This is a genomic window from Micromonospora sp. DT4, from assembly GCF_049841675.1.
Classification (GTDB): domain Bacteria; phylum Actinomycetota; class Actinomycetes; order Mycobacteriales; family Micromonosporaceae; genus Micromonospora.
This window is the reverse complement of the sequence record NZ_JBNCKT010000013.1, coordinates 20804-40335: the sequence shown is the minus strand read 5'-3', so window position 1 is coordinate 40335 and position 19532 is coordinate 20804. Positions and strand designations below refer to the sequence as shown.

The following is a 19532-nucleotide window of genomic DNA, read 5'->3' as shown; positions in this document are numbered from 1 at the left end:
CCGGAGGAAATCCCGATGCGCGTGAAATACGTCCTGTCCGAGGTACTGGTCGGACTGTGGCGCAACGTGACCATGACCATCGCGATGATCATCACGATGGCGGTCTCGCTGACCATGCTCGGCGCCAGCGGTCTCTTGTACCGCCAGGTTGACGACATGAAGGACCTCTATTACAAGAACATCGAGGTCTCGATCTTCCTGAGTCAGGAGGTGAGCGAGCAGCAGCGCACCGACCTGGACGCCAAGTTGAAGAACGACCCCCTGGTCAAGGACGTCATCTACGTCAACAAAGATGAGGCGTACAAGAAGTTCCAGGAGATGTACCAGGATGCGCCGGACCTGGTGAACGCGGTCAAGCCGGATCAGCTGCCGGAGTCTTTCCGGCTCAAGCTGAACAACCCGGAGCAGTACAAGAACATCTACGACCAGTACAAGGACACCGAGGGCGTCGACGAGATCGTCGACCAGAGTCGCCTCCTGGACAAGATCTTCGACGTCCTCACCGCGATCCAGAACATTGCTCTGGCAGCCGCGGTCGTGATGGCCATCGCCGCACTGCTCCTGGTGGCCAACACCATCCAGGTCGCCGCGTACAGCAAGCGGCGCGAGGTGGCGGTCATGAAGCTGGTCGGCGCGTCCAACTGGTTCATCCAGGCGCCGTTCGTACTGGAGGCCGTCGTGGCCGGCCTGATCGGCGCACTGCTCGGCCTGGTGGCCCTGGTGGCAGCGAAATATCTGCTCTTCGACGGGTCACTCAAGGCGTTGCAGGGCCTGCTGTCGCCGATCACCTGGGGTGACATCCTGTTCATCTTCCCGTTCATGGCCATCGTCGGTGGCCTGGTCAGCGCCGCCACTGCCTGGATCACCCTGCGCTTCTACCTGCGGGTCTAGGGGCCGTACGGGTCGCGCCCGTCGTCTGTCGGGGACCCTCCCGCCGCCGGAATAAGCGGCGCGGGAGGGTCCTTGTCAATGAGGCTTATTCGGGCGGCCCTCACGATGGCGCGACCTGCCCGACGGCCAGAGCCCGAATAAGCCTCATTCGGGTAGCATGATCGGTTGTCCGGCCGGGGTGACTCCGGCGTCGGACGGACCAGGGGAGGGGGTGGCGCCGATGCCACGGGAAAAGGGGCGCAAGGTGGTCGCCTCCAACAAGAAGGCGCGCCACGACTACGCGATCCTCGACACGTACGAGGCGGGCATGGCGCTGACCGGCACCGAGGTCAAGTCGCTGCGGGCCGGGCGGGCGTCGCTGGTCGACGCCTTCGCCCAGGAGCGCGACGGCGAGCTGTACCTGCACGCGATGCACATCCCGGAGTACACCCAGGGCACCTGGACCAACCACGAGCCCCGGCGTACGCGCAAGCTGCTGCTCAACCGCGGTGAGATCGACAAGCTCGTCGGCAAGACCCGCGAGGGCGGTCTGACGATCGTCCCGTTGCAGGTCTACTTCTCCGACGGCTGGGCCAAGGTGGAGATCGCCCTGGCTAAGGGTAAGAAGTCGTACGACAAGCGCCAGGACCTCGCCAAGCGCGACGCGGACCGGGAGATCGCCCGGGTGTCCGGTCGGCGCGGCAAGGGAATGGACGACTGATTCATCCCATTTGTCCAGGTCAGCGCGGTGGCTCGGGGCTCGGGATGAAAGCCGTTGCGGCAGGCGTTAGTCTTGTCAGTGCCGCCACAAGGCGGCCCGTCGAGGGGGTGACTGGTTTCGACTTCGTACGCAGCGACAGGGGAAGCGAGCCGAGGAAGCCGACGTCGTCTCGAGAATCGGTCGTCGGAAACTTATAAGCGCCAAGAACAATCGCGCTGACTTCGCTCTCGCCGCCTGAGGCGAGTAGCTAAGTCTGTCGGCCTGGGAACGCCTTCGTCCCAGTAGCCGACATCAGCTAGAAGGCTGGCCAATCGGACCCGGTCGCGGGGTCCGTGCGGCGAGATCAATCAGCGACTGGGCCCGTCACACCAACTTGCTCGCGTGAGCGGTGGGGCCGAGTAGAGGCACAGCGAGCTGCGCTCGGAGAAGCCCTGACAAACCGGCGAAGGACCCGGGTTCGATTCCCGGCACCTCCACCACCTCGAAGCGATGCGCCCCGGCCGACCGGCCGGGGCGCATCGTCGTATCCGAGGTGCGACCTCGGAAGCGGACAGTGGCGTCGCGCCGGCGGTCGCGGCCCGGGGTGGTTGATCCACCCCGCGCCGCGCGCCTAACCGCGCCGCGCGTGGGACCGACGCCGGGCGCCGAGGCCAGGTCGTCGCCGCCTACGCTGCCGCTGTGGCGAACCAGGAACTGCGCCTGTCGGTCGGCGCGTCGGCCGGTCAGCGCACGCTCGCGGTGGTGACGGGGGTGCTCGTCGCGGCGATCGGTGCGGCGTTCGTGCTGGTGCCCCTGATCGCCGGCGGGCTGCTGCGGCGCCTCACCGGCCCGGGCGACGGGTTCGCCTCCTATGAGGACGCCCGCGATCTGCCGCCGGGAATGCTCCCGCCCGCCCTGCGGAAGTCCGAAGAGGGCTCGGGACGGGGACTGTTTCTCGGGGTGTGCGGGCTCCCGTTCGTGCTGCTCGGCGTCTACCTGGTACTGCGGGTGCTGCGGACGGCCGCGTGGTTGGACGGCACCCGCGTGCACGTGCGAGGTGCCCTGCGCAGCCGTACCGTCGATCTCGCCACCGCCCGCGTCGACCCCGGGTCGTACCGTGCGGCGGGGGACGACGCTTCGGCCCGTGGTGACCGGTCGGCCATCGTCGTCACCGATCAGGTCGGCGGGCAGCGGGCCACGATCCCGCTGCGGGGCATGGGTCTGCCCGTCCTGCCGCCGTCCTAGTAGTCTGTCGCTGCTAATACTTGGGGTATAGGTGGCGGAGCTTGGTGCGGGCATCGCCGGTCGTGAAATGCCACTGGACCTGACGCTGGTCGGCGTTGACGTCGGCCTGCCAGGCGGCCAGTTCGGTGTTGAGGAGGTCCAGGTCCTCGATGCGGCGGTCCAGGCACTGGCGGGACAGGGCGGAGAGCTCGATCTCGGCGATGTTGAGCCAGGAGCCGTGCTTGGGGGTGTGGTGGATCTCCAGGCGCTGGGCCAGAGCGAAGGCGGTCTCGGCGTCGAAGGCCTCATACAGCGAGGCGGTGTTGTGGGTGTTGAGGTTGTCCATGACCAGCACGACGGTCGCAGCGTCGGGATAGTCCACAGTCAGCAGCTCGTGGACCTGGTGGGCCCAGTCGACACGTTTGCGGTGGGGTTGGGCATCGACGCGGCGCCATCCTGCCAGGGGCTCGACCCAGCAGAAGATCGAGCAGGTCCCGTGACGCACGTACTCCGAGTCCTCCTTGCGGTCATGACCGGCAGCGGCGGGCACCGGTTCGCGGGCATCGGCCAGTAGCTGGTAGGGCTTCTCGTCCATGCACACCACCGGCCGCGCCGGGTCGTGGGGGCGGGCGTAGACCGCGAGCACATCCTCCATCGCTGCCACGAACGCCGCGTTCTGCTTGGGCGGGATGTTCCAGCACTTCTTCAGATGAGGGCGAAGTTTCGTTTTTTTAACACCCGCCCGATGGTGGAGTGGTCCAGGCCAGGAATGTCGTCGACCAGTGCCACGCGCTTCTCCAGCAGCCGCAGGCTCCACCGGGCATGCCCGGTCGGCGGCGCGGTGCAGGCCAGCGCGATCAACCGGGCCTCGACCTCCCCGGTCACCGGGGAAGGCACCGGCGGGGCGTCACGCTTCTTGCGGCCGACCGTGGCCCAGATGTCACCGCCAGTCTCGGTGAACCGCTTGGCCACCAGTCGCAGCGTCTCACCCGACACGCTCAGCCGGGCCGCGATCACCTCTACCGGGTCTACCTCGCCAGCGGAGGTGTCCAACGCGAGCAGCACCTGCGCCCGTCTGATCATCAAGCCGGATGCACACCGGTGGTAGTCACCTTGACCAACGCTTCGCGGCAGGCCGAGGTCAACGTGACTGGCCGCTTCTTCCGAGACGACATGAGGATCCTGACCGGCAGAGGGAAGGGGAAATCTGCCTCCCCCACCCTCCCAACAAGACACCCCAGAACTTAGCAGCGACACGCTACTAGCTGCGCGCGCTGGCCGACGCGTTCGTTGCCGGTGGTTCCGAGGCTGCGCCCGACGCTCGCGCCGTCGCCGCCGAACTGCGCCGACTGGCGGACGCCTGAGTGGCCCGCTGACGACACTTCGCCGGTGCGACCGGGTGCTCGCCCGGCATCGGCGGCGTGGCGCGAACCTGCGTTCGACGAGCGGTCCTCCGCGGTCGCCGCGGCGTGGCGGCCCGGTCCAGCCTGGCGCGACGGGTACGTCCCTCTGCAGGGACCGACCGTGCTCACCGGAGACCCGCGCTTCACCCCGATGGTCTCCGAACGGCCGGACGTGGTGGTGGTCGGCGGCACGGCCACCCGGTCCACCGGCGTCTGCACCGCCGTGCTCAAGCGGGAGCCGGTCACCGTCACCCTGGCCGCCCCGTTGGGCGCGCGGCCGGTGCTGGACGTCTTCAGCGGTACCCCGCTGTCGATCGCCCCACGGTGACGGCCGCAGGGCCCGTGCCGCGTCCCCGGGCGCGAGGCGACCACCTGTCGGCGCTCGGTCAGAGGATCGTGGGCACGTCGGTGCTGAGGCGACCACCTGTCGGGGCTCGGTCAGAGGATCGCGGGCACGTCGGTGCTGAGGCGACCACCTGTCGGGGCTCGGTCAGAGGATCGCGGGCACGTCGGTGCTGATCGGCACCGGCAGCACGGTGGGACCCGCGGCGCGCAGCCCGGCAGCCAGGGCCGCGCCGAGTTCGTCGGGGGTCTGCACCACCTCGGTCGCGCAGCCGTAGCCGGCCGCGATCGCGGTGACGTCCAGCCCCGGCAGGTCCAGCCCGGGCACCCCCGGAGTGTCCTTCAGCTCGGCGAAGGACTTGAGGATCGCGTACTGCTGATTGATCGGGACGACGACCACGACGGGCAGGGACAGGCGCGCGGCGGTCCAGAGCGCCTGCACCGAGTAGTGGAACGAGCCGTCGCCGATCACCGCCACCACCGGCCGGCCGCGGCCGGTGTCCCGCTCGGCCAGCGCCACCCCGATCGCGGCCGGCAGGCCGTAGCCAAGCCCGCCGCTGGCCATCGTGAAGTACGACGCTGGTCGGTTGATGCGCAGGTGGCGACGGAGCGCGGCCAGGTTGGACGGTGACTCCTGGACCAGCACGCCGCTCGCCGGCCAGTGTGCGGCGAGCGCGGCGAACATCGCGTCGGCGCTCAGCGGCACGGTGACCTCCGGCGGCGTCGGGACGGCCCGGGGCGCCGGCGGCTGCCGGTTGGCGGCCGGGACCAGGTCGAGCAGGGCGGCGAGAGCCAGTCCGGGGTCGCCGAGCAGGCTGTCCCCGACCGGGGCTCGGGCGGCCTCGTCCGGGTCGTCCGTGACGTGTAGCAGCCGGGCGCCCTCGGGCAGGTGGTCGCCCGGCACGTGCGGGTAGTAGCGGAACACCGGCGCGCCGACGACCAGGACGGTGTCGTGCCCGTGCAGCGCCTCCGCCAGCGGTCCGATCGCGAACGGCAGGACGCCCCGGAACTGCGGGTGGCCCTCCGGGAACACGGCCCGTTCCGGTGCCGGGGCCGACCACACCGGTGCGGCCAGCCGCTCGGCCAGCGCGACGGCCTCCGGCCAACTGCCGGAGCGGTCCACGCCGGGCCCGAACACCAGTACCGGGTCGCGGCTGTCGGCCAGTATCCGGGCGAACATCGCCAACCGCTGCGGGTCCGGCGCGAAACGGGTTGCCACCGAGCGCGGTGTGGGCGGCGTCTCGGCGGGCTTGGCCCAGTCGTCCATCGGCAGGGAGAGGAAGACCGGCCCGACCGGGGGCTGCACGGCGGTCGCGTACGCCCGCAGCAGCGCCGCCGGGATGTCCTGCGCGCGGACCGGCTCGTAGCTCCACTTGACGTACGGCTCGGGCAGTTGCACGGCTCGCCGGTTGGTCAGTCGGGGCTCCAGGAGCAGCATCTCCCGGGTCTGCTGGCCGGCGGTGACGATCAGTGGCGTCTTGTTGTGCCAGGCGGTCACCAGGTTGCCCATGCCGTTGCCCATGCCCGGAGCGGTGTGCAGGTTGACGTGCGCGGGCGTGCCGGCTGCCTGGGCGTACCCGTCGGCCATCGCCACGGCCGTGGCCTCGTGCAGCGCGTGGACGTAGTGGAAGTCGGCCGGGAAGTCCCGCAGGAACGGTTCCTCGGTGGAGCCGGGGTTGCCGAAGACGGTGGTCATGCCGAGGGCGCGGAGCACGTCGTACGTCGCGTCCCGGACCGTTGCCATCGTCGCCTGCCTCCGTCTCGCGCGCAGGGGCGACTGCGTCCGCCCTCCCGATCAGCCGAATCTATCGGGATGTGACAGACCTTTCGGGCGTTTCTCCGCCGTCGGGGGTCCGGCCCACCGGATGGGCCACACCGGTCAGGGCAGCGCGAAGGGCAGAGTGATCCCGTCCAACGCCCGACCACAGACGCAGTCCTGCTCGGCGGGCAGCGCGGCCACCGCGTCCAGCAGCACGTCCCGTAGGCGCTCGGTATTGGCCGCGAAGACCCGGAACACCTCGTCCTGGGTCACCGACTCGCCCGCCTGCACCCCGGCGTCCAGGTCGGTGACCAAGGCGATCGACGAGTAGCAGAGCGCCATCTCCCGGGCGAGCACCGCCTCCGGGTGGCCAGTCATGTTCACGACAGTGCCGCCGATCGACGCGTACCAGCGGGACTCGGCGCGGGTCGAGAACCGTGGGCCCTCGACCACCACCACCGTCCCGCCGTCCACCGCCGTCACGTCCCGGCCGGCCGCTGCGGCGAGCAGGGCATGGCGGCCCTTCGGGCAGTACGGGTCGGCGAACGGCACGTGCACCGCGCCCTCGTGGTAGTAGGTCTGCACCCGCCCGCTGGTGCGGTCAACGAGCTGATCCGGCACGACGAACGTGCCCGGCCCCAGCTCCGGGCGCAGCCCACCGACCGCGCACGGCGCCAGCACCTGGCGTACGCCGAGGGAGCGCAGCGCCCACAGGTTGGCCCGGTACGGGATCCGGTGTGGTGGATACCGGTGGTCGGAACCGTGCCGGGGCAGGAACGCGACCCGTCGCCCGGCCACCTCCGCGATGGTCACTGCGTCAGACGGCGGACCGTAAGGGGTGCCCAGCTCATGCGGGGTGCCGTCGAGGAGGGCGTAGAGCCCCGAGCCGCCGATCACCGCGAGGTCCGCCGTCGGTGCCATCGAGCCTCCGTCGCAACTGTCCGATCACCCGCCGCTCAGACCTTAGCCAGCGCCCGGGACGCAGGCTATGGTGCCAGGCATGGCGTTGACAGCGCGGCTGACACCGATGCACCGTGCGGAGGCGGCGAATGACGGATCCCGGGTGCGGGCTCACGGCTGACGGGTAGGTGGGATGCAGGGAGAGGGTCAGGCGATCGGCGGACGAGCGATGGAGTCGATGACCGGGCGGCTGCTGGTCGCGACGCCGGCGCTGAAGGACCCGAACTTCGACCGTACGGTGGTGCTGCTGGTCGCCCACGAGCCGGGCGGCGCGCTCGGCGTCGTCCTGAACCGGGCGACCGAGGTGCCGGTGGCCGAGGTGCTGGGTGACTGGAGCGATTTGGCCCGCCACCCGGCGGTGCTCTTCGAGGGCGGCCCGGTGCAACCCGACTCGGCGATCTGCCTGGCCCGGATGCGGCAACCGCTGCGCCGGCTCAAGGGCTTCCACCAGGTGTCCGGGGCGGTCGGCACGATCGACCTCTCCGTCGACCCGGAGAAGCTGCGGGAGAGCATCGGCGGGATTCGGGTCTTCGCCGGCTACTCCGGCTGGGGCAGCGGCCAGTTGGAGCAGGAGATCGCCGACGGCTCCTGGTTCCTGCTGGACGCCCTGCCCGGCGACGCCTTCGTCGACCGCCCCGACGACCTGTGGCCGATGGTGCTGCGGCGGCAGGGCGGGATGATGGCCGCGGTCGCCCACTTCCCGCCCGACGTGGCGTTGAACTGAGCCGGTCGGGCGGGGACCCCCCGCGAGATGACCATGCGGGCGGGTCTGTGTATAGTTTCCCAGTGCCCGGGCGACCGGGACGACAGCAAGGGGCCGTGGCGCAGCTGGTAGCGCACCACACTGGCAGTGTGGGGGTCAGGGGTTCGAGTCCCCTCGGCTCCACCGACCGCACCATTGTGCGAACCGGTGGTACTCCTGAAATGCCCCCGTCCGTTTCGGGCGGGGGCATTGTCGTGTCTGTGGGGATCTTGAACACGGTACGACTCCCTGGTGGGTGAGTTGGACTCCGGCGAGGAGGGCTTCGATGGCCGCCTTGCGTTCGGTGGCGGCACCGCTGGCCATGATGGTGCTGAGGTGGTCGCCGGTGCCGGGCGGCGGGGGCCCGGGCTGGGCCGTCGGCGTCCCGTGGTGGCGGTGCAGCCACCACACCGCCTCGGCCGGGTTGATGCCGGTGATGGCGGTGGGCATGGCGGTGGCCACCGGGTAGAGGTCCCGGCCGCGGCGAGTTACTGGTGTAGGTGCCGCTCCCGTGCTGGGGAGTGCAGCCAGAACAGCACCGGCCAGATCCGGCCGGTAACGTGGGCGAGGCTTCGGTACTCGTCGATCTCTTGTCGACCAGACGGGACAGCGGCCGTTCGGTGCCGAGGTCACACTCCAGGAAGAACGGCACCCGTCGCCTTCGACCTCGGCTGGTAGGTGCGCACAGTGATGTCGTCGTCGGGCTCGGCGAAGGCCCCCGTCTGCTGACAGCGCCCACCGAGTTGGTCGGCGATCCGCCTGAGCGCCCCGACATTCGAGGCCGGATCCCGCCTTGCCTTGACCGCCAACCGCGTGGCCGCTCAGGCGACTTGTCGGAGTGCTTCCGTGGTGCCGCCATGGCAGCCAATCCTCCGGGCGTTCGATATCTCGATCGAATTCGGGGCGGAGCAATCTGTTTCGGGGGTTGGGTTTGGGTGGGATGCTGGGATCGGTCGGGGTGTTGAGGGGAGGCGTGAGCTAGTGACGAACGTTGTGGCTGTGGATTGTCCGGAGTTTGGTGTGACGTGGGTGCCCTCTGGTGTGTTCCTGGGCGAGGGCGAGGTGCCGTCTGAGGTGCGGACGGCTGGCGTGGTGCAGGGTTGGCAATTGGTTCATCGTGGGTCGGTAGTGGGAAAGTCCATGGTGGACAGGGCGAGGTTGTTACGGCAGCCGTTGAATGTGCTGGCGCGGATGGTGGATGTTCCGTCGGTGTCGGAGCTTGCTGGGTTGGACGTGGCGGGGGCGGCTGCTCGTGCTGACGAGGTGGGTCTGCCGGTTCGTGTTCCGGGGGGTGCGCTGGCTGGTTCTGGTGGCGATCGGGTGTTGCTGTTCGACGCGGGGGGTCGGCCGGCTGGGGCCGGTGGGGTTGATTTTGTTCTTGTGTTTCCGGAGAGGCATTTGCTTGCCGAGTGTATCTCTGTCGGGGGTCCGGGACGGGTGTTGGCGGGCCTGCCGTTCAGGCAGGCGCTAAGGGGTGGGCCGATCGGCGTGTCTCTTGGGCTGGCTGAGGCTCTTGAGAAGCTGCCCGATTGGAAAGAGGGTCCGGACTGCGTGGTTCGGGTCGATTCGGTGTTATACGATTATGGGCTGCGGGTCGTGCGTGAGGATGCCGATCGTTCTATTGACAACGTCGCAGGCCGGTTGGAGGGGCGTTTTCAGCGGGCGGGTATTGAGCATCTCAAGGGCCTAGAGCAGGGGGCGTTGACGGCCGTCCGTGTGGATCATCCCAATAGGCGGCCGCATTTGGTGTTGGTCGAACGGCAGGACGACGACGCGTTCACTGTTGTGGATGCCACTGTGGTCGCGGAATCGGGCGATAAGGTCCTCGGGTCGGCCGTGCTCGCCCGTTTCACCCTGAACGACTATTTGCATCAGCGCCTTGACCGGGATCATCCGTACGGGTTGCCGAAGCAGCTCAGGGCGCCGATCGCTCTGCCGTTGCGGGCCGATGGTGGGCTCGGTCAAGCGAACAAGGACGGTGTGCTGGGTGCGGAAACCACGTCCACCACGATAGACAGGACTGTTGCCACCCTGGTTGATCCGTCGGGGGGCTCGCCTGGAATGCCGCCTTCACCCGGCAGCAGCGTGGCCGCCCCCGCGTCGCGCACCGCAGAACCACCCCCGCCAGCCACGTCACTGCGGGCAGGCCCGCCGGATCACGTCATCGACGCTATCCTCAGGCGGCTCGATATCAAAAAAGGGCGGTGCCCGGATGGACAGCTGCTGGGGGGCTTCCTGCGTGAGCAGGCTAGACGCGATGGCGGTTGGAACGAATGGTGGCCCACCGTCGCCTACATTGTGTATTTCGTTGCAGAGAAACTTGCAGGCCGGGCAGTGCCGTATCTCGATTCGGCGGTCACTCGCGCGCTCGTCAAAAATCCGCAAGTCGCCAAAGCTGCGGAGGCTAATGTAGTCTTCGTGTTGTTGCTGCGCCGAGATGAAGCGCGTATCACCCAGCTCCGCTATCCGCGGTGGAGGTCAATCTTTCGCGGAAATTCATCGCATCTCCTGTTGTCGAAGGATGCGACGTTTTTCGACGCCGAGATGTCCGATCCGGTGCTGGAGTCCTACATCCTCGCGCCAGGTGGCATGGATTGGGCTCTGCTACAAGCGTACCCGGCTCTCTATAATGAGCTGGGACACAATGCGGAGCTGTTTCATGCGCTGGCCGGCACGGCATGGGGGCAGGTGGCAGGCACTCATCCGGCGCTTCGCGAATTTCTGCGCGCCGCCGATGACCGGCGAACCGCCGAAGATCGGCTAAAGATCGCGCGGCGGCTACGTCACCACTCTGGCCTCGCGATGGTGTTTGTCGACCACCCGGTGCTGAACAGGAATGCGCTCTGGTGGAGTGGTCTCCTGCGGAACACTGCGCTGCTGCATGATCTCAACCGGGCTCAGGGCGCTCTTCGGGCGCTCGTGGCGCCCGGCGTCCTCGAGGTGTTAGGTGCACCACCTGCATACCGGCATCGGAAGAGGTTACTGAGCCTGCTGTCCAAGGCACCCGAACTCGCCAACGTGCTCGCCGAGGCGCCGCAACTGATGAAGCGGTTCGTCGTCACGGGTGGTGTAGAGGCACTGCAGGCAGCGGTCGAGAACCCGCACCTCGTGGATCACCTGTCGGCCAACCCACACGCCTTTGACGACGCCAAGGATCTCACCGCTGCGTTCCGCAAGTTTTCGCCCCCTCCCTCACGGACGGCCACCAGGCCCGCCTCGCTCGGTCCCCGTGAGCACCGCGTGTTCAGAAAGAACCCTGGCCTCAGAGCCGCCCTGGAGTCCAACCCAGAGCAGGGTGACCGCAACCTCCGTGAGTTGCTGTCGGCTAACGAGTCGCTGCTGCGCCTACTGGCCGAGGAGCCGCTCGAACTGCTGCCACACGAGTACCGCAAGCTCATAGCGGCGGTCACAAACAACAAGCTGGTACCACCTTTTCCGGAAACCCGACTTCTACGCCTCATCCTCGCCCACCCAGCTATTGCCGAGGAACTGACGAGTGGCGATGTTGACAGGCGGTTGTATTGGCTGAAGGGTTACGGCAAATCGAACCCGGCTAAAGTAGATGCTATTCTGAAGGCAATGCGCACCAGTCCCGCCCTGGTCGATAGTCAGATATACAATCTTCCACCTCTTCCGTTCTATAACCAAGTGTCGTCCGATTTCATCAACTGCGCGGGCGGGGATGGAAGTTATGAGCGGATTTTTTCAGGCACGGAAGACGAAATGCGTGCTCGCCTTTCTGGCAGGGCGGAGTCTTTGTACCTGAGTTCGCCGGATTTGGTGGCTTTGACGGCGTATAATCCGACTTCTCAGTATGGGATCGTAGAGCTGGCATCCTCCGGTCCGACTGAGAAATTAATTGGTCCGGAGGTTATTGAAGGGTTGATTCGGCATGAGCATTTGCTGGCGGTGCTGGCCGAGTTGCCGCTTCTGGATGGTGTTGGTTGGCGCCACTGGCACGCGTTGTTCTCTCGCCAGAAGTTGATGGCGGGGTTGGACGAGAAGCTCGCCGGGGACGATCATGCAGCGACGGTGGCGCGCAGGGTTCTTGGCGAGGAGCTTATCGCGCCGTTCCTCGGGTTGGCTGATCCGTTATTGGCGCTGGACGATCCGCGGTTGGTCGAGATATTGAGCGCGGCGGGGGATCGGGCCGGTCTCGATGTGTTCGGGTTGTCCCTGACCCGCGATGGCATAGCCGCCTCGGTCGATGAGTTCGCGATCGCGGCGAGCCTCGCGGGAGATCGTAACAGTTTCATGGGTGCCGTCAATGAGCATGCACGGCCCGAAGGCCGGGATGCTCTGCGCGAGCTGCACACGTTCTTGGAAAGCGCCAAGGAGGTACGGGCGGCGGTTGTGGAGAATCTGTCCCTGGCGGTGCTGGCGGTGAGGAATCCGGACGTGCCGGTGCTGCTGCAAGGCCGCCCTCGGGTGCGGGAGTTGGCGGTCAAGGAGGCCATCACGCGGTCGATTCTTGCGGACGCCGAGGTCGTCACGGCGCTAATGACCAACGACCAATTCCACGCCCTACTCGTCGACGACGCCACGGTCCGCGAAGCGGTCGAATCCCAACAAGATCTGCGCCTGGCGTTTCTCCGCAATCCTGAGGTGATTCGCGGCTGCGCAGACCCTTGGGTGCGAATGTTCGTCCTGCGAGACACCGCTTTGGGGCACTTTCTGCGCTGGGATCCAGTCGTCGCCGCTGCCGTCGCCAACCACGAGCATGTGCGTAAGACGGTACATGGCAAGCCAGTGTTGGAAAAATTGGTGAGTCCTGTCCCCGCCCCGCCGGAGGTCAATCGTGTGGTGGTGTCCAGCCGTGAGGTCTTCAGGGTGTTCGTGGAGCAGTCGGATGATCTTCTGGAGATGCTCTGGAGCCGGCCGGTGTTGGTGGCGGGTTTGAACTCGCGTCCGGGTTTGCTCTCCGAGGCGGCGGATGTGCGGAACCTGTTGAAAGCCGAGGTGTTGCTGAACCTCATCGAAGACGAGCAGATTCCTGAGGTGAACAAGGCGTTGTTCGGCACCGATGAGGTACTTGCTTTCGTGGCGGCGCGGCCTCAACTGGCTTCGGCTCTGAACGCGAAGCCGCAGTTGGCGACGCTGTTGACTTACAAGTCTGTGCGTACGCTCGTCGAGGAGCAGCCGAAGGTGGTGGAACACCTTGTCGCCTCCGAGCCGTTGCGCGGGGTGGTGGTGTTGTCCGGGGTCGCGGAGGCATTGGCGGCCAGTGATCATTTCACTCGATGGTTGCATGGCCGGCCGGATCTCGTGGACGCGCTCAAACGCAACCGGCAGTTGATGACTCGGTTTGGCACGCGTGGCGGCGTGGGTCCGGCTCCTGTGTGGCATGCGTTGTTCCACAATCCCCGGCTCGCGCGGCAGTTGACTGCCGTGGGGTTGCGGGCGTTGGACCGCAATCGACACCTGGTCAACGCGCTCAGCGCTGGGGAAAGCGCGTTGGCCGAGCGCGAGTGGGAGCGGCTGCTGACCGACGATGCCACCCTTGGTCACCTCAACGAAATCGCCCGCAAGAGTCGCTCCTTGCCGGAGCTCGCGGTGCGGTTCCGCGCTCGCCTCGCCGAGGTGGCGTCGCCGCGGCCGGTCCTGGCGGCCACCTCCGAACCGGCTGCGCAACTGCCGGAGAGAGCGTCGGCACAACCGGCGTCCGGATTGGTTGTCCACACTCCTGTGGCGGGCGACGAGGGTAGCTGGCTCAACGAGGTGCCCGCCCTGCTGAGCTGGCTACGCGAGCCGGGTGGGGCGGACCTCGCGCGGGTGTTGCTCCGTTCGCCGGATCTGTTATACCAACTCCGCTGGCGCTGTGACCTCGCCGACTTGGTGGCCGCTGAGCCTGCCCGGGCCGCCGAGCACACCTTTGGCTCATACCTCGACGGCGGCGGACGCGAGGTGACAAAATTCGACCAGGCCGTGGACGCCTGGGCCGCCGCCGTCGACGTCGCCCTCGACGCGCCCTTGAGGTCCCATGCCCGCGCGGTATGGGACTTCACCCGGGCCGAACGTGTCGCGCAAGAGACGCGGCAGGCCACGCTGGTCGCCGAACGGCGTGCCCGTTTGGACTCTGTTGATTTCACCACCTGGGAGTTCAGCGGCAAGGTCCGTTTCAGTAGCCTTGTCATCCGGGATGAGTTCGACACCAGAGACCACGCCGACCTTGAAGAACTCGCCGAGGGTGGTGTCGGCAGTAAGCGCCTCGGCACGCTGGCACTCAACCACGCTCGCCACATGCACCTGCAGGGCGGCAACCAGGGGGTGTCGTTCGCCTTCGTGGTCAACCCACAGTGGATGGTTGACCTGTTCGTCTACACACTCAGCGACCTCCGCCAAGATGACAACAAATACGTCTGGCGCGGTAACGGACGCGGGGCAATCAACCGCTCCGCGCCGCTGGACATCGTCCTCGGCGACGAGGCACTGACCACCTCGATACGCCTGGTGAAAGACCGCTCACGCCTAAGTGACGCCACACCCGCCGCCGTGAGGGCGACACCGACGTTGTCCAACCCGCTGGGTAAGGCACTGCACGCCTACCATCACGCGTACACGCTCACCGACGCCACGGCCACCACCGCGAACGACAACACCAGCAGCACCGCACGCGAAGCCGCACGACACGCGCTGCGCGGCCTCGGCGTAGCCGAGCGACACCTCAGCGGCCAACACGACGCACTGACCGAAGACGTGATCCTGCCCCCCAGCGCCCACACCGACGAGCACCACCCAGACCGCCTCTACTGGGTCGGTCAAACCCCACCCAACGCACTGGCCGGCACCATCCGCGCAGCCGCCGCCGGACCCGGCGCCCCGATCATCTTCCTCGGGGCCGAACGAGGTCAGACCGCCTCGACCGACGCCCTACGGGACACACGACGCCTCATACAGCAATTCGCCCTCAAAAAACAACAACCCGTCGTAGTGACCCAAGCGACACTGGACGCCCCCCTGGCGAGGATGTCCACCACATACGGCTTCAGCATCGCCCATCTCGTACCCAAATCCGCCATCGACCAACTGGACCCGACATGGCGGGCTCGCGACAGCGACGGCAGCATCACGGAACTGGGAAAGCTGACCACAGCATCGCTCACCCTGGCAGCCAAGCGCGGCAAACCGGCCAAGGACTCGACCAGCCGAGCCGTCAGCCAACTCCTCCTCGCACCAGACCGAAACGCGAAACTCGACATCCTCACCACCTGCCGGCGAGAACTCGCCACCCAACAAGCCCACAACGACCTCGCCAAGATCGTCCGACAAGTCGAGAGCGACCCATGGTTCCGCAAATACACCCCACTACTAGAAGGCCTCGGCAACCCAGACACAGTCGAATTCGTCCTCGACTACCAAGAACTACAAGACCCGATCGACCGCAAACGCCTACTCATCAGCGACCAAGGCCGCGCCATCGAACTCAACCAACGTGTCGCACTGATCGAGGACACCGGCCACCCGGCCGCCGGCGCCGGCGCCGTCATGGAAGCCGTCAACCTAATGCTCAACAACCAACTGCCAGTCGCCCTCACAAACCTTCACAAACGTGCCGTCACACTAGACACCGAAGAAAAACAGCACTGGGTCAACGCCATCAAAGACCTCGCACCACAAATCCAAGACCGCCACAACCTCCACAACCTCCACAAACTCGCCGAAGCAGTTCTCAAATGCTGACCTTCGACGATTCGCGCGTAAGACCGACCGGATGGTCCGGGTCGGGGCGCTGTCGACTGTATGTACGTTGCGGGTTGATCAGCCCTGGCGGCTCTTCCACTGCGGATTCGCGCGGTTCACCACCACGACCCGACCGCGACGACGGACCACCACCGAACCGGGCTTCTGCTTGAGCGCACGCAACGAGCTACGTACCTTCATGTCTGCCTCCTCGGCCTAGGGGTCTGGCCCGCATCCGCGCCGGTTATCGGAACGCCGGGGCCCAGCGCGCGATTCCCGGACCGACCCCCGGTGCGGGCCGGGGCGTACCAACTGGCCGGCTGCCGACCGGTCGTGCCGGCCGTCACCTGACCTACACGATCTGGCAGAACTCCAACACCCCGGATACCTGCTACTCCTGCTCGGACGTGGTCTCCACCGCCGCGCGCGGCGGCGACGGAGGCCTCAGCGCGTACCCCCGCGAGCCGGCCGGCCGCCACCGAGTCGGCGGTCGCGGCGGCGGCCGACCCGGGCGTGCCGGTGGCGTCGGTGAGCGACCTCGACGGCCGGTGGCCGGTACTGGCCGGCGGCGCAGGCGTGCTGGTCCTGGCGACGCCGGATCTGGTGACCCGGCCCGCCCGTGCTCCGGGGGTCAGCCCAGCAGTCGGTCGATCTCGGCCAGGTCCTCGGCGGTGAGGTCGAGGTTGTGCACGGCGGCGATGTTGGTCTCCAACTGCTCGACGCTGCTCGCCCCGATGATGAGGCTCGTCATCCGCGGGTCGCGCAGCGCCCAGGTCAGCGCGAGCTGGGCCAGGGACTGGCCGCGCCGCTCGGCGACCGCGCCGAGCCCCCGGATGGTGGCCATCTTCTCGTCGCTGAGGTCGCTCTCGTTGAGGAAGACACTGGTCCGCACGCGCGAGTCGTCCGGGATGCCGCCCAGGTAGCGGTCGGTCAGCAGGCCCTGCGCCAGTGGGCTGTACGCGATGCAACCGGCGCCGGCCTGCTCCAGCGTGTCGAGCAGGCCGTCGTCCTCGGTCCACCGGTTGAGCATCGAGTACGACGGCTGGTTGATCAGCAGCGGCGTGCCCAGCTCGCGCAGGATCGCCGCGGCCTTCGCGGTCTGCTCCGAGTTGTAGTTGGAGATGCCCACGTAGAGCGCCTTGCCGGAGCGGACGATCGCGTCCAGCGCGCCCATCGTCTCTTCCAGCGGGGTGTCCGGGTCGAAGCGGTGCGAGTAGAAGATGTCGACGTAGTCCAGGCCCATCCGGCCCAGCGACTGGTCGAGCGACGAGATGAGGTTCTTGCGCGAGCCCCACTCGCCGTACGGGCCGGGCCACATGAGGTAGCCGGCCTTGCTGGAGATGACCAGCTCGTCGCGGTACGGCCGCAGGTCGGTGGCGAGCATCCGGCCGAAGTTCTCCTCCGCCGAGCCGGGCGGCGGGCCGTAGTTGTTGGCCAGATCGAAGTGGGTGACGCCCAGGTCGAACGCGCGTCGGACGATGTCGCGCTGGCGCTCGTACGGGCGGTCCGGGCCGAAGTTGTGCCACAGCCCGAGGGAGACGGCGGGCAGCCGCAGGCCACTGCGTCCGCTGCGCCGGTAGGTCATGGTGTCGTAGCGGTCTTCCGCGGCGAGGTAGGTCACGATCGTGAGCCTAGCCGCGGTCCGGCGTGCCAGAGATCGGGCGTGGGAAGCCGGACATCGGGGTAGTTTCGACGCGACGACCGGCCCAGCCTGCGGAAAGTGAGCGACGTGGACGACATCACCGCACTGATCCTGGACGACCACGCCGCCTTCCGGCGCGGCTTCGCCCGCCTCGACGACGCCCGCGACGAGCAGGAGCTGCTGGCCATCTGGGACGCCCTCGCCCTGCACCTCGACATTCACGCCGAGGCGGAGGAGGCGATCCTCTACCCGCACCTGGTCAAGCACGGCGACGACGGCGAGGACGAGACCGCCGACGCCATCGGCGACCACAACAAGATCCGGGATGCCATCGCCGAGTCCAAACTGCACCCGGTCGGCTCGAAGCCCTGGTGGGAGGCGGTCGGCACGGCCCGCCGGGAGAACAGCGAGCACCTGGCCGAGGAGGAGGACGAGGCGCTGCCCGACTTCCGCCGGCACGCCAGCTTCGAACTGCGTGCCGAGCTGGGCCAGCGCTGGCTGACCTTCTACGGCGAACACAAGAACGGGCGCGACCTGCCGTTCCGCGACAAGGACCCGCAGGGGTACGTGGCCGACCACCGCTGAGATCCCCCCGCTGCTCTGGCCGCTGTGGGGCGTGGCGCTCGGCGCGGCCACGTACGCGTACCACCTGCGCCGTCGGGGCGCCTGCCGGCGCTGCGGCCGGGGCTGAGGGTGGCGGTGGGGGTGCCACCCGAAGCCGGAGGCACCCCCGCGAATGTGAGCTAGCGTTACTCGGGTGACTGCGCCCACCCCGGTAATCCCGGTTCCACCGGCCGACCTGCCCGGCACGCTCGGCGCGCTACGGGCGGCCGGTTACCAGTACCGCACCGTCAAGCAGGAACTCCGCGACAACCTCCTCGCCCGGATGCGCTCCGGCGAGACCCGTTTCCCCGGCATCGTCGGCTACGACGACACCGTCCTGCCCGAGGTCGAGCGGGCTCTGCTCGCCGGGCACGACATGGTGCTGCTCGGCGAGCGCGGCCAGGGCAAGACCCGACTGATCCGCGCTCTGGGCACGCTGCTCGACGAGTGGACCCCCGTCATCGCGGGCTCGGTCCTCAACGAGCACCCGATGCGTCCGCTCACCCCCGCGTCGGCGGCCCGGGTCGCCGAGGCCGGCGACGAGCTGCCGGTCGGCTGGCTGCACCGCTCGATGCGCTACGGCGAGAAGCTGGCCACCCCCGACACCAGCGTCGGTGACCTGATCGGTGACGTCGACCCGATCCGGATCGCCCAGGGTCGCACCCTCGGTGACCCGGAGACCATCCACTTCGGGCTGGTGCCACGTACCAACCGGGGCATCTTCGCCGTCAACGAGCTGCCCGACCTGGCCGAACGCATCCAGGTGGCGCTGCTCAACGTGCTCGAGGAGCGGGACATCCAGGTCCGGGGCTACCAGCTCCGGCTGCCACTGGACCTGCTCCTGGTGGCCAGCGCCAACCCGGAGGACTACACCAACCGGGGCCGGATCATCACCCCGCTCAAGGACCGGTTCGGCGCGGAGATCCGTACCCACTACCCGGTCGACCTGGAGTTGGAGCTGGCGCTGATCCGCCAGGAGGCGGATCTGGTCGCCGACGTCCCCGAGCACGTGCTGGAGGTGCTGGCCCGCTTCGCCCGCGCGGTGCGGGAATCCCCGTCGGTGGACCCGCGCTCCGGAGTCTCCGCCCGGTTCGCGATCGCCGCCGCCGAGACGGTCGCCGGTGCCGCGCTGCGCCGTGCCGGCCTGCTCGCCGCCGCCGCCGATCCGGACGGCCGGCCGGAGGCCGCGGTGGCCCGGGTCGGCGACGCGGTGTCGGTGACCAGCACGCTGCGGGGCAAGGTGGAGTTCGAGAGCGGCGAGGAGGGGCGGGAGATCGAGATCCTGGCCCACCTGCTGAGGACCGCGACCGCCGAGACGTTCCGCGCCCACCTGGCCGGCCTCGACCTGTCCGGGTTCACCGCCCTCGTCGAGGACGGGGCGGCGATCGAGACCGGCGAGCTGGTCGGTTCCGCCGAGTTGCTGCGCCAGGTGGGCACCGTGCCCGGCCTGGCCAAGGTTCTGGACCGGCTCGGCCTGGGCGACGCGCCAACCCCGGAGGAGGCCGCCGCGGCCGTCGAGTTCGTGCTGGAGGGGCTGCACCTGACCCGCCGGCTCGGCAAGGACGTCACCGAGTCGGGGCGCACCGTCTACGGTGGCCGGGGCTGAC

The 19532-nt window shown here is 68.0% G+C and carries 14 protein-coding genes, 1 tRNA gene, 1 other RNA gene and 2 pseudogenes; 12 read left to right on the top strand and 6 right to left on the bottom strand.

What is annotated here, in order from left to right; translation table 11 throughout:
* Nucleotides 1–15: 15 nt before the first annotated feature.
* The 4 genes from ftsX to ACLQ24_RS06895 all read left to right on the top strand — a co-directional run bounded on the left by ftsX (nt 16) and on the right by ACLQ24_RS06895 (nt 2815).
* Complete coding sequence (ftsX, locus tag ACLQ24_RS06910; RefSeq protein WP_425889735.1) at nt 16–891, top strand: permease-like cell division protein FtsX; 876 nt, start codon at nt 16–18, stop codon at nt 889–891.
* Nucleotides 892–1111: 220 nt separating this feature from the next.
* Nucleotides 1112–1591, top strand: a complete 480-nt coding sequence (gene smpB / locus ACLQ24_RS06905) for an SsrA-binding protein SmpB (RefSeq protein WP_124775313.1) — start codon at nt 1112–1114, stop codon at nt 1589–1591.
* A 103-nt stretch (nt 1592–1694) separates the two neighbouring features.
* Nucleotides 1695–2070, top strand: a transfer-messenger RNA (tmRNA) gene (gene ssrA, locus ACLQ24_RS06900).
* 199 nt (nt 2071–2269) lie between these two features.
* The gene (locus ACLQ24_RS06895) at nt 2270–2815 is read left to right on the top strand and encodes a hypothetical protein (RefSeq protein WP_425889733.1); all 546 of its coding nucleotides are present in this window, start codon (nt 2270–2272) and stop codon (nt 2813–2815) included.
* Nucleotides 2816–2828: 13 nt separating this feature from the next.
* On the opposite strand, the gene ACLQ24_RS06890 is transcribed toward ACLQ24_RS06895, so the two are convergent.
* Nucleotides 2829–3611: an IS630 family transposase gene (locus ACLQ24_RS06890; protein ID WP_425889732.1), complete on the bottom strand. Its 783-nt coding sequence runs from the start codon at nt 3609–3611 to the stop codon at nt 2829–2831.
* Nucleotides 3500–3877, bottom strand: a complete 378-nt coding sequence (locus tag ACLQ24_RS06885) for a helix-turn-helix domain-containing protein (protein WP_425889730.1) — start codon at nt 3875–3877, stop codon at nt 3500–3502. The genes ACLQ24_RS06890 and ACLQ24_RS06885 overlap by 112 nt, the downstream gene beginning before the upstream one ends.
* A gap of 453 nt (nt 3878–4330) precedes the next feature.
* Here ACLQ24_RS06885 and ACLQ24_RS06880 point away from each other — a divergent pair.
* Nucleotides 4331–4525, top strand: a pseudogene (locus ACLQ24_RS06880) (hypothetical protein); the annotation flags it as partial.
* 162 nt (nt 4526–4687) lie between these two features.
* Here the strand turns inward: ACLQ24_RS06880 and mdlC are convergent.
* Nucleotides 4688–6283 carry a benzoylformate decarboxylase gene (gene mdlC, locus ACLQ24_RS06875; RefSeq protein WP_425889728.1) on the bottom strand — a complete coding sequence of 532 codons (1596 nt, stop codon included), beginning with the start codon at nt 6281–6283 and terminating at the stop codon, nt 4688–4690.
* A gap of 135 nt (nt 6284–6418) precedes the next feature.
* Entirely contained in the window at nt 6419–7219 is an 801-nt protein-coding gene (locus tag ACLQ24_RS06870; protein WP_425889726.1) for an S-methyl-5'-thioadenosine phosphorylase, read from the bottom strand.
* A gap of 172 nt (nt 7220–7391) precedes the next feature.
* Here ACLQ24_RS06870 and ACLQ24_RS06865 point away from each other — a divergent pair, with 172 nt between their 5' ends.
* From ACLQ24_RS06865 to ACLQ24_RS06850, 4 genes are all read left to right on the top strand, one after another.
* The gene (locus ACLQ24_RS06865) at nt 7392–7982 is read left to right on the top strand and encodes a YqgE/AlgH family protein (RefSeq protein WP_234583082.1); all 591 of its coding nucleotides are present in this window, start codon (nt 7392–7394) and stop codon (nt 7980–7982) included.
* Nucleotides 7983–8071: 89 nt separating this feature from the next.
* Nucleotides 8072–8144: transfer RNA gene (locus ACLQ24_RS06860), tRNA-Ala, on the top strand.
* A gap of 142 nt (nt 8145–8286) precedes the next feature.
* A complete protein-coding gene (locus ACLQ24_RS06855; protein WP_425889724.1) occupies nt 8287–8469 on the top strand; it encodes a hypothetical protein in 183 nt (60 codons plus the stop codon).
* Nucleotides 8470–8981: 512 nt separating this feature from the next.
* Nucleotides 8982–15680, top strand: a complete 6699-nt coding sequence (locus ACLQ24_RS06850) for a hypothetical protein (protein WP_425889722.1) — start codon at nt 8982–8984, stop codon at nt 15678–15680.
* A 78-nt stretch (nt 15681–15758) separates the two neighbouring features.
* Here the strand turns inward: ACLQ24_RS06850 and ACLQ24_RS06845 are convergent, their stop codons facing one another.
* A complete protein-coding gene (locus ACLQ24_RS06845; RefSeq protein WP_030490864.1) occupies nt 15759–15881 on the bottom strand; it encodes a 50S ribosomal protein L36 in 123 nt (40 codons plus the stop codon).
* 2 nt (nt 15882–15883) lie between these two features.
* Here ACLQ24_RS06845 and ACLQ24_RS06840 point away from each other — a divergent pair.
* Nucleotides 15884–16045: pseudogene (locus tag ACLQ24_RS06840) on the top strand (hypothetical protein); the annotation flags it as partial.
* A 266-nt stretch (nt 16046–16311) separates the two neighbouring features.
* Here ACLQ24_RS06840 and mgrA read toward each other — a convergent pair.
* Complete coding sequence (gene mgrA / locus ACLQ24_RS06835; protein ID WP_425889721.1) at nt 16312–17301, bottom strand: L-glyceraldehyde 3-phosphate reductase; 990 nt, start codon at nt 17299–17301, stop codon at nt 16312–16314.
* A 99-nt stretch (nt 17302–17400) separates the two neighbouring features.
* Between mgrA and ACLQ24_RS06830 the strand changes: the two genes are divergently transcribed.
* Together ACLQ24_RS06830 and ACLQ24_RS06825 are read left to right on the top strand one after the other, a co-directional pair.
* Nucleotides 17401–17907: a hemerythrin domain-containing protein gene (locus ACLQ24_RS06830; protein ID WP_425889720.1), complete on the top strand. Its 507-nt coding sequence runs from the start codon at nt 17401–17403 to the stop codon at nt 17905–17907.
* Nucleotides 17908–18079: 172 nt separating this feature from the next.
* Complete coding sequence (locus ACLQ24_RS06825) at nt 18080–19531, top strand: magnesium chelatase (RefSeq protein ID WP_425889719.1); 1452 nt, start codon at nt 18080–18082, stop codon at nt 19529–19531.
* Nucleotide 19532: the final 1 nt, after the last annotated feature.

Bases quoted from the DNA above. Each gene is read 5' to 3' on its own strand.
- ftsX (WP_425889735.1), top strand. From the start codon at position 16: ATGCGCGTGAAATACGTCCTGTCCGAGGTACTGGTCGGACTGTGGCGC.
- smpB (WP_124775313.1), top strand. From the start codon at position 1,112: ATGCCACGGGAAAAGGGGCGCAAGGTGGTCGCCTCCAACAAGAAGGCG.
- ACLQ24_RS06885 (WP_425889730.1), bottom strand. From the start codon at position 3,877: ATGATCAGACGGGCGCAGGTGCTGCTCGCGTTGGACACCTCCGCTGGC.
- mdlC (WP_425889728.1), bottom strand. From the start codon at position 6,283: ATGGCAACGGTCCGGGACGCGACGTACGACGTGCTCCGCGCCCTCGGC.
- ACLQ24_RS06870 (WP_425889726.1), bottom strand. From the start codon at position 7,219: ATGGCACCGACGGCGGACCTCGCGGTGATCGGCGGCTCGGGGCTCTAC.
- ACLQ24_RS06865 (WP_234583082.1), top strand. From the start codon at position 7,392: ATGCAGGGAGAGGGTCAGGCGATCGGCGGACGAGCGATGGAGTCGATG.
- ACLQ24_RS06855 (WP_425889724.1), top strand. From the start codon at position 8,287: ATGGCCGCCTTGCGTTCGGTGGCGGCACCGCTGGCCATGATGGTGCTG.
- ACLQ24_RS06845 (WP_030490864.1), bottom strand. From the start codon at position 15,881: ATGAAGGTACGTAGCTCGTTGCGTGCGCTCAAGCAGAAGCCCGGTTCG.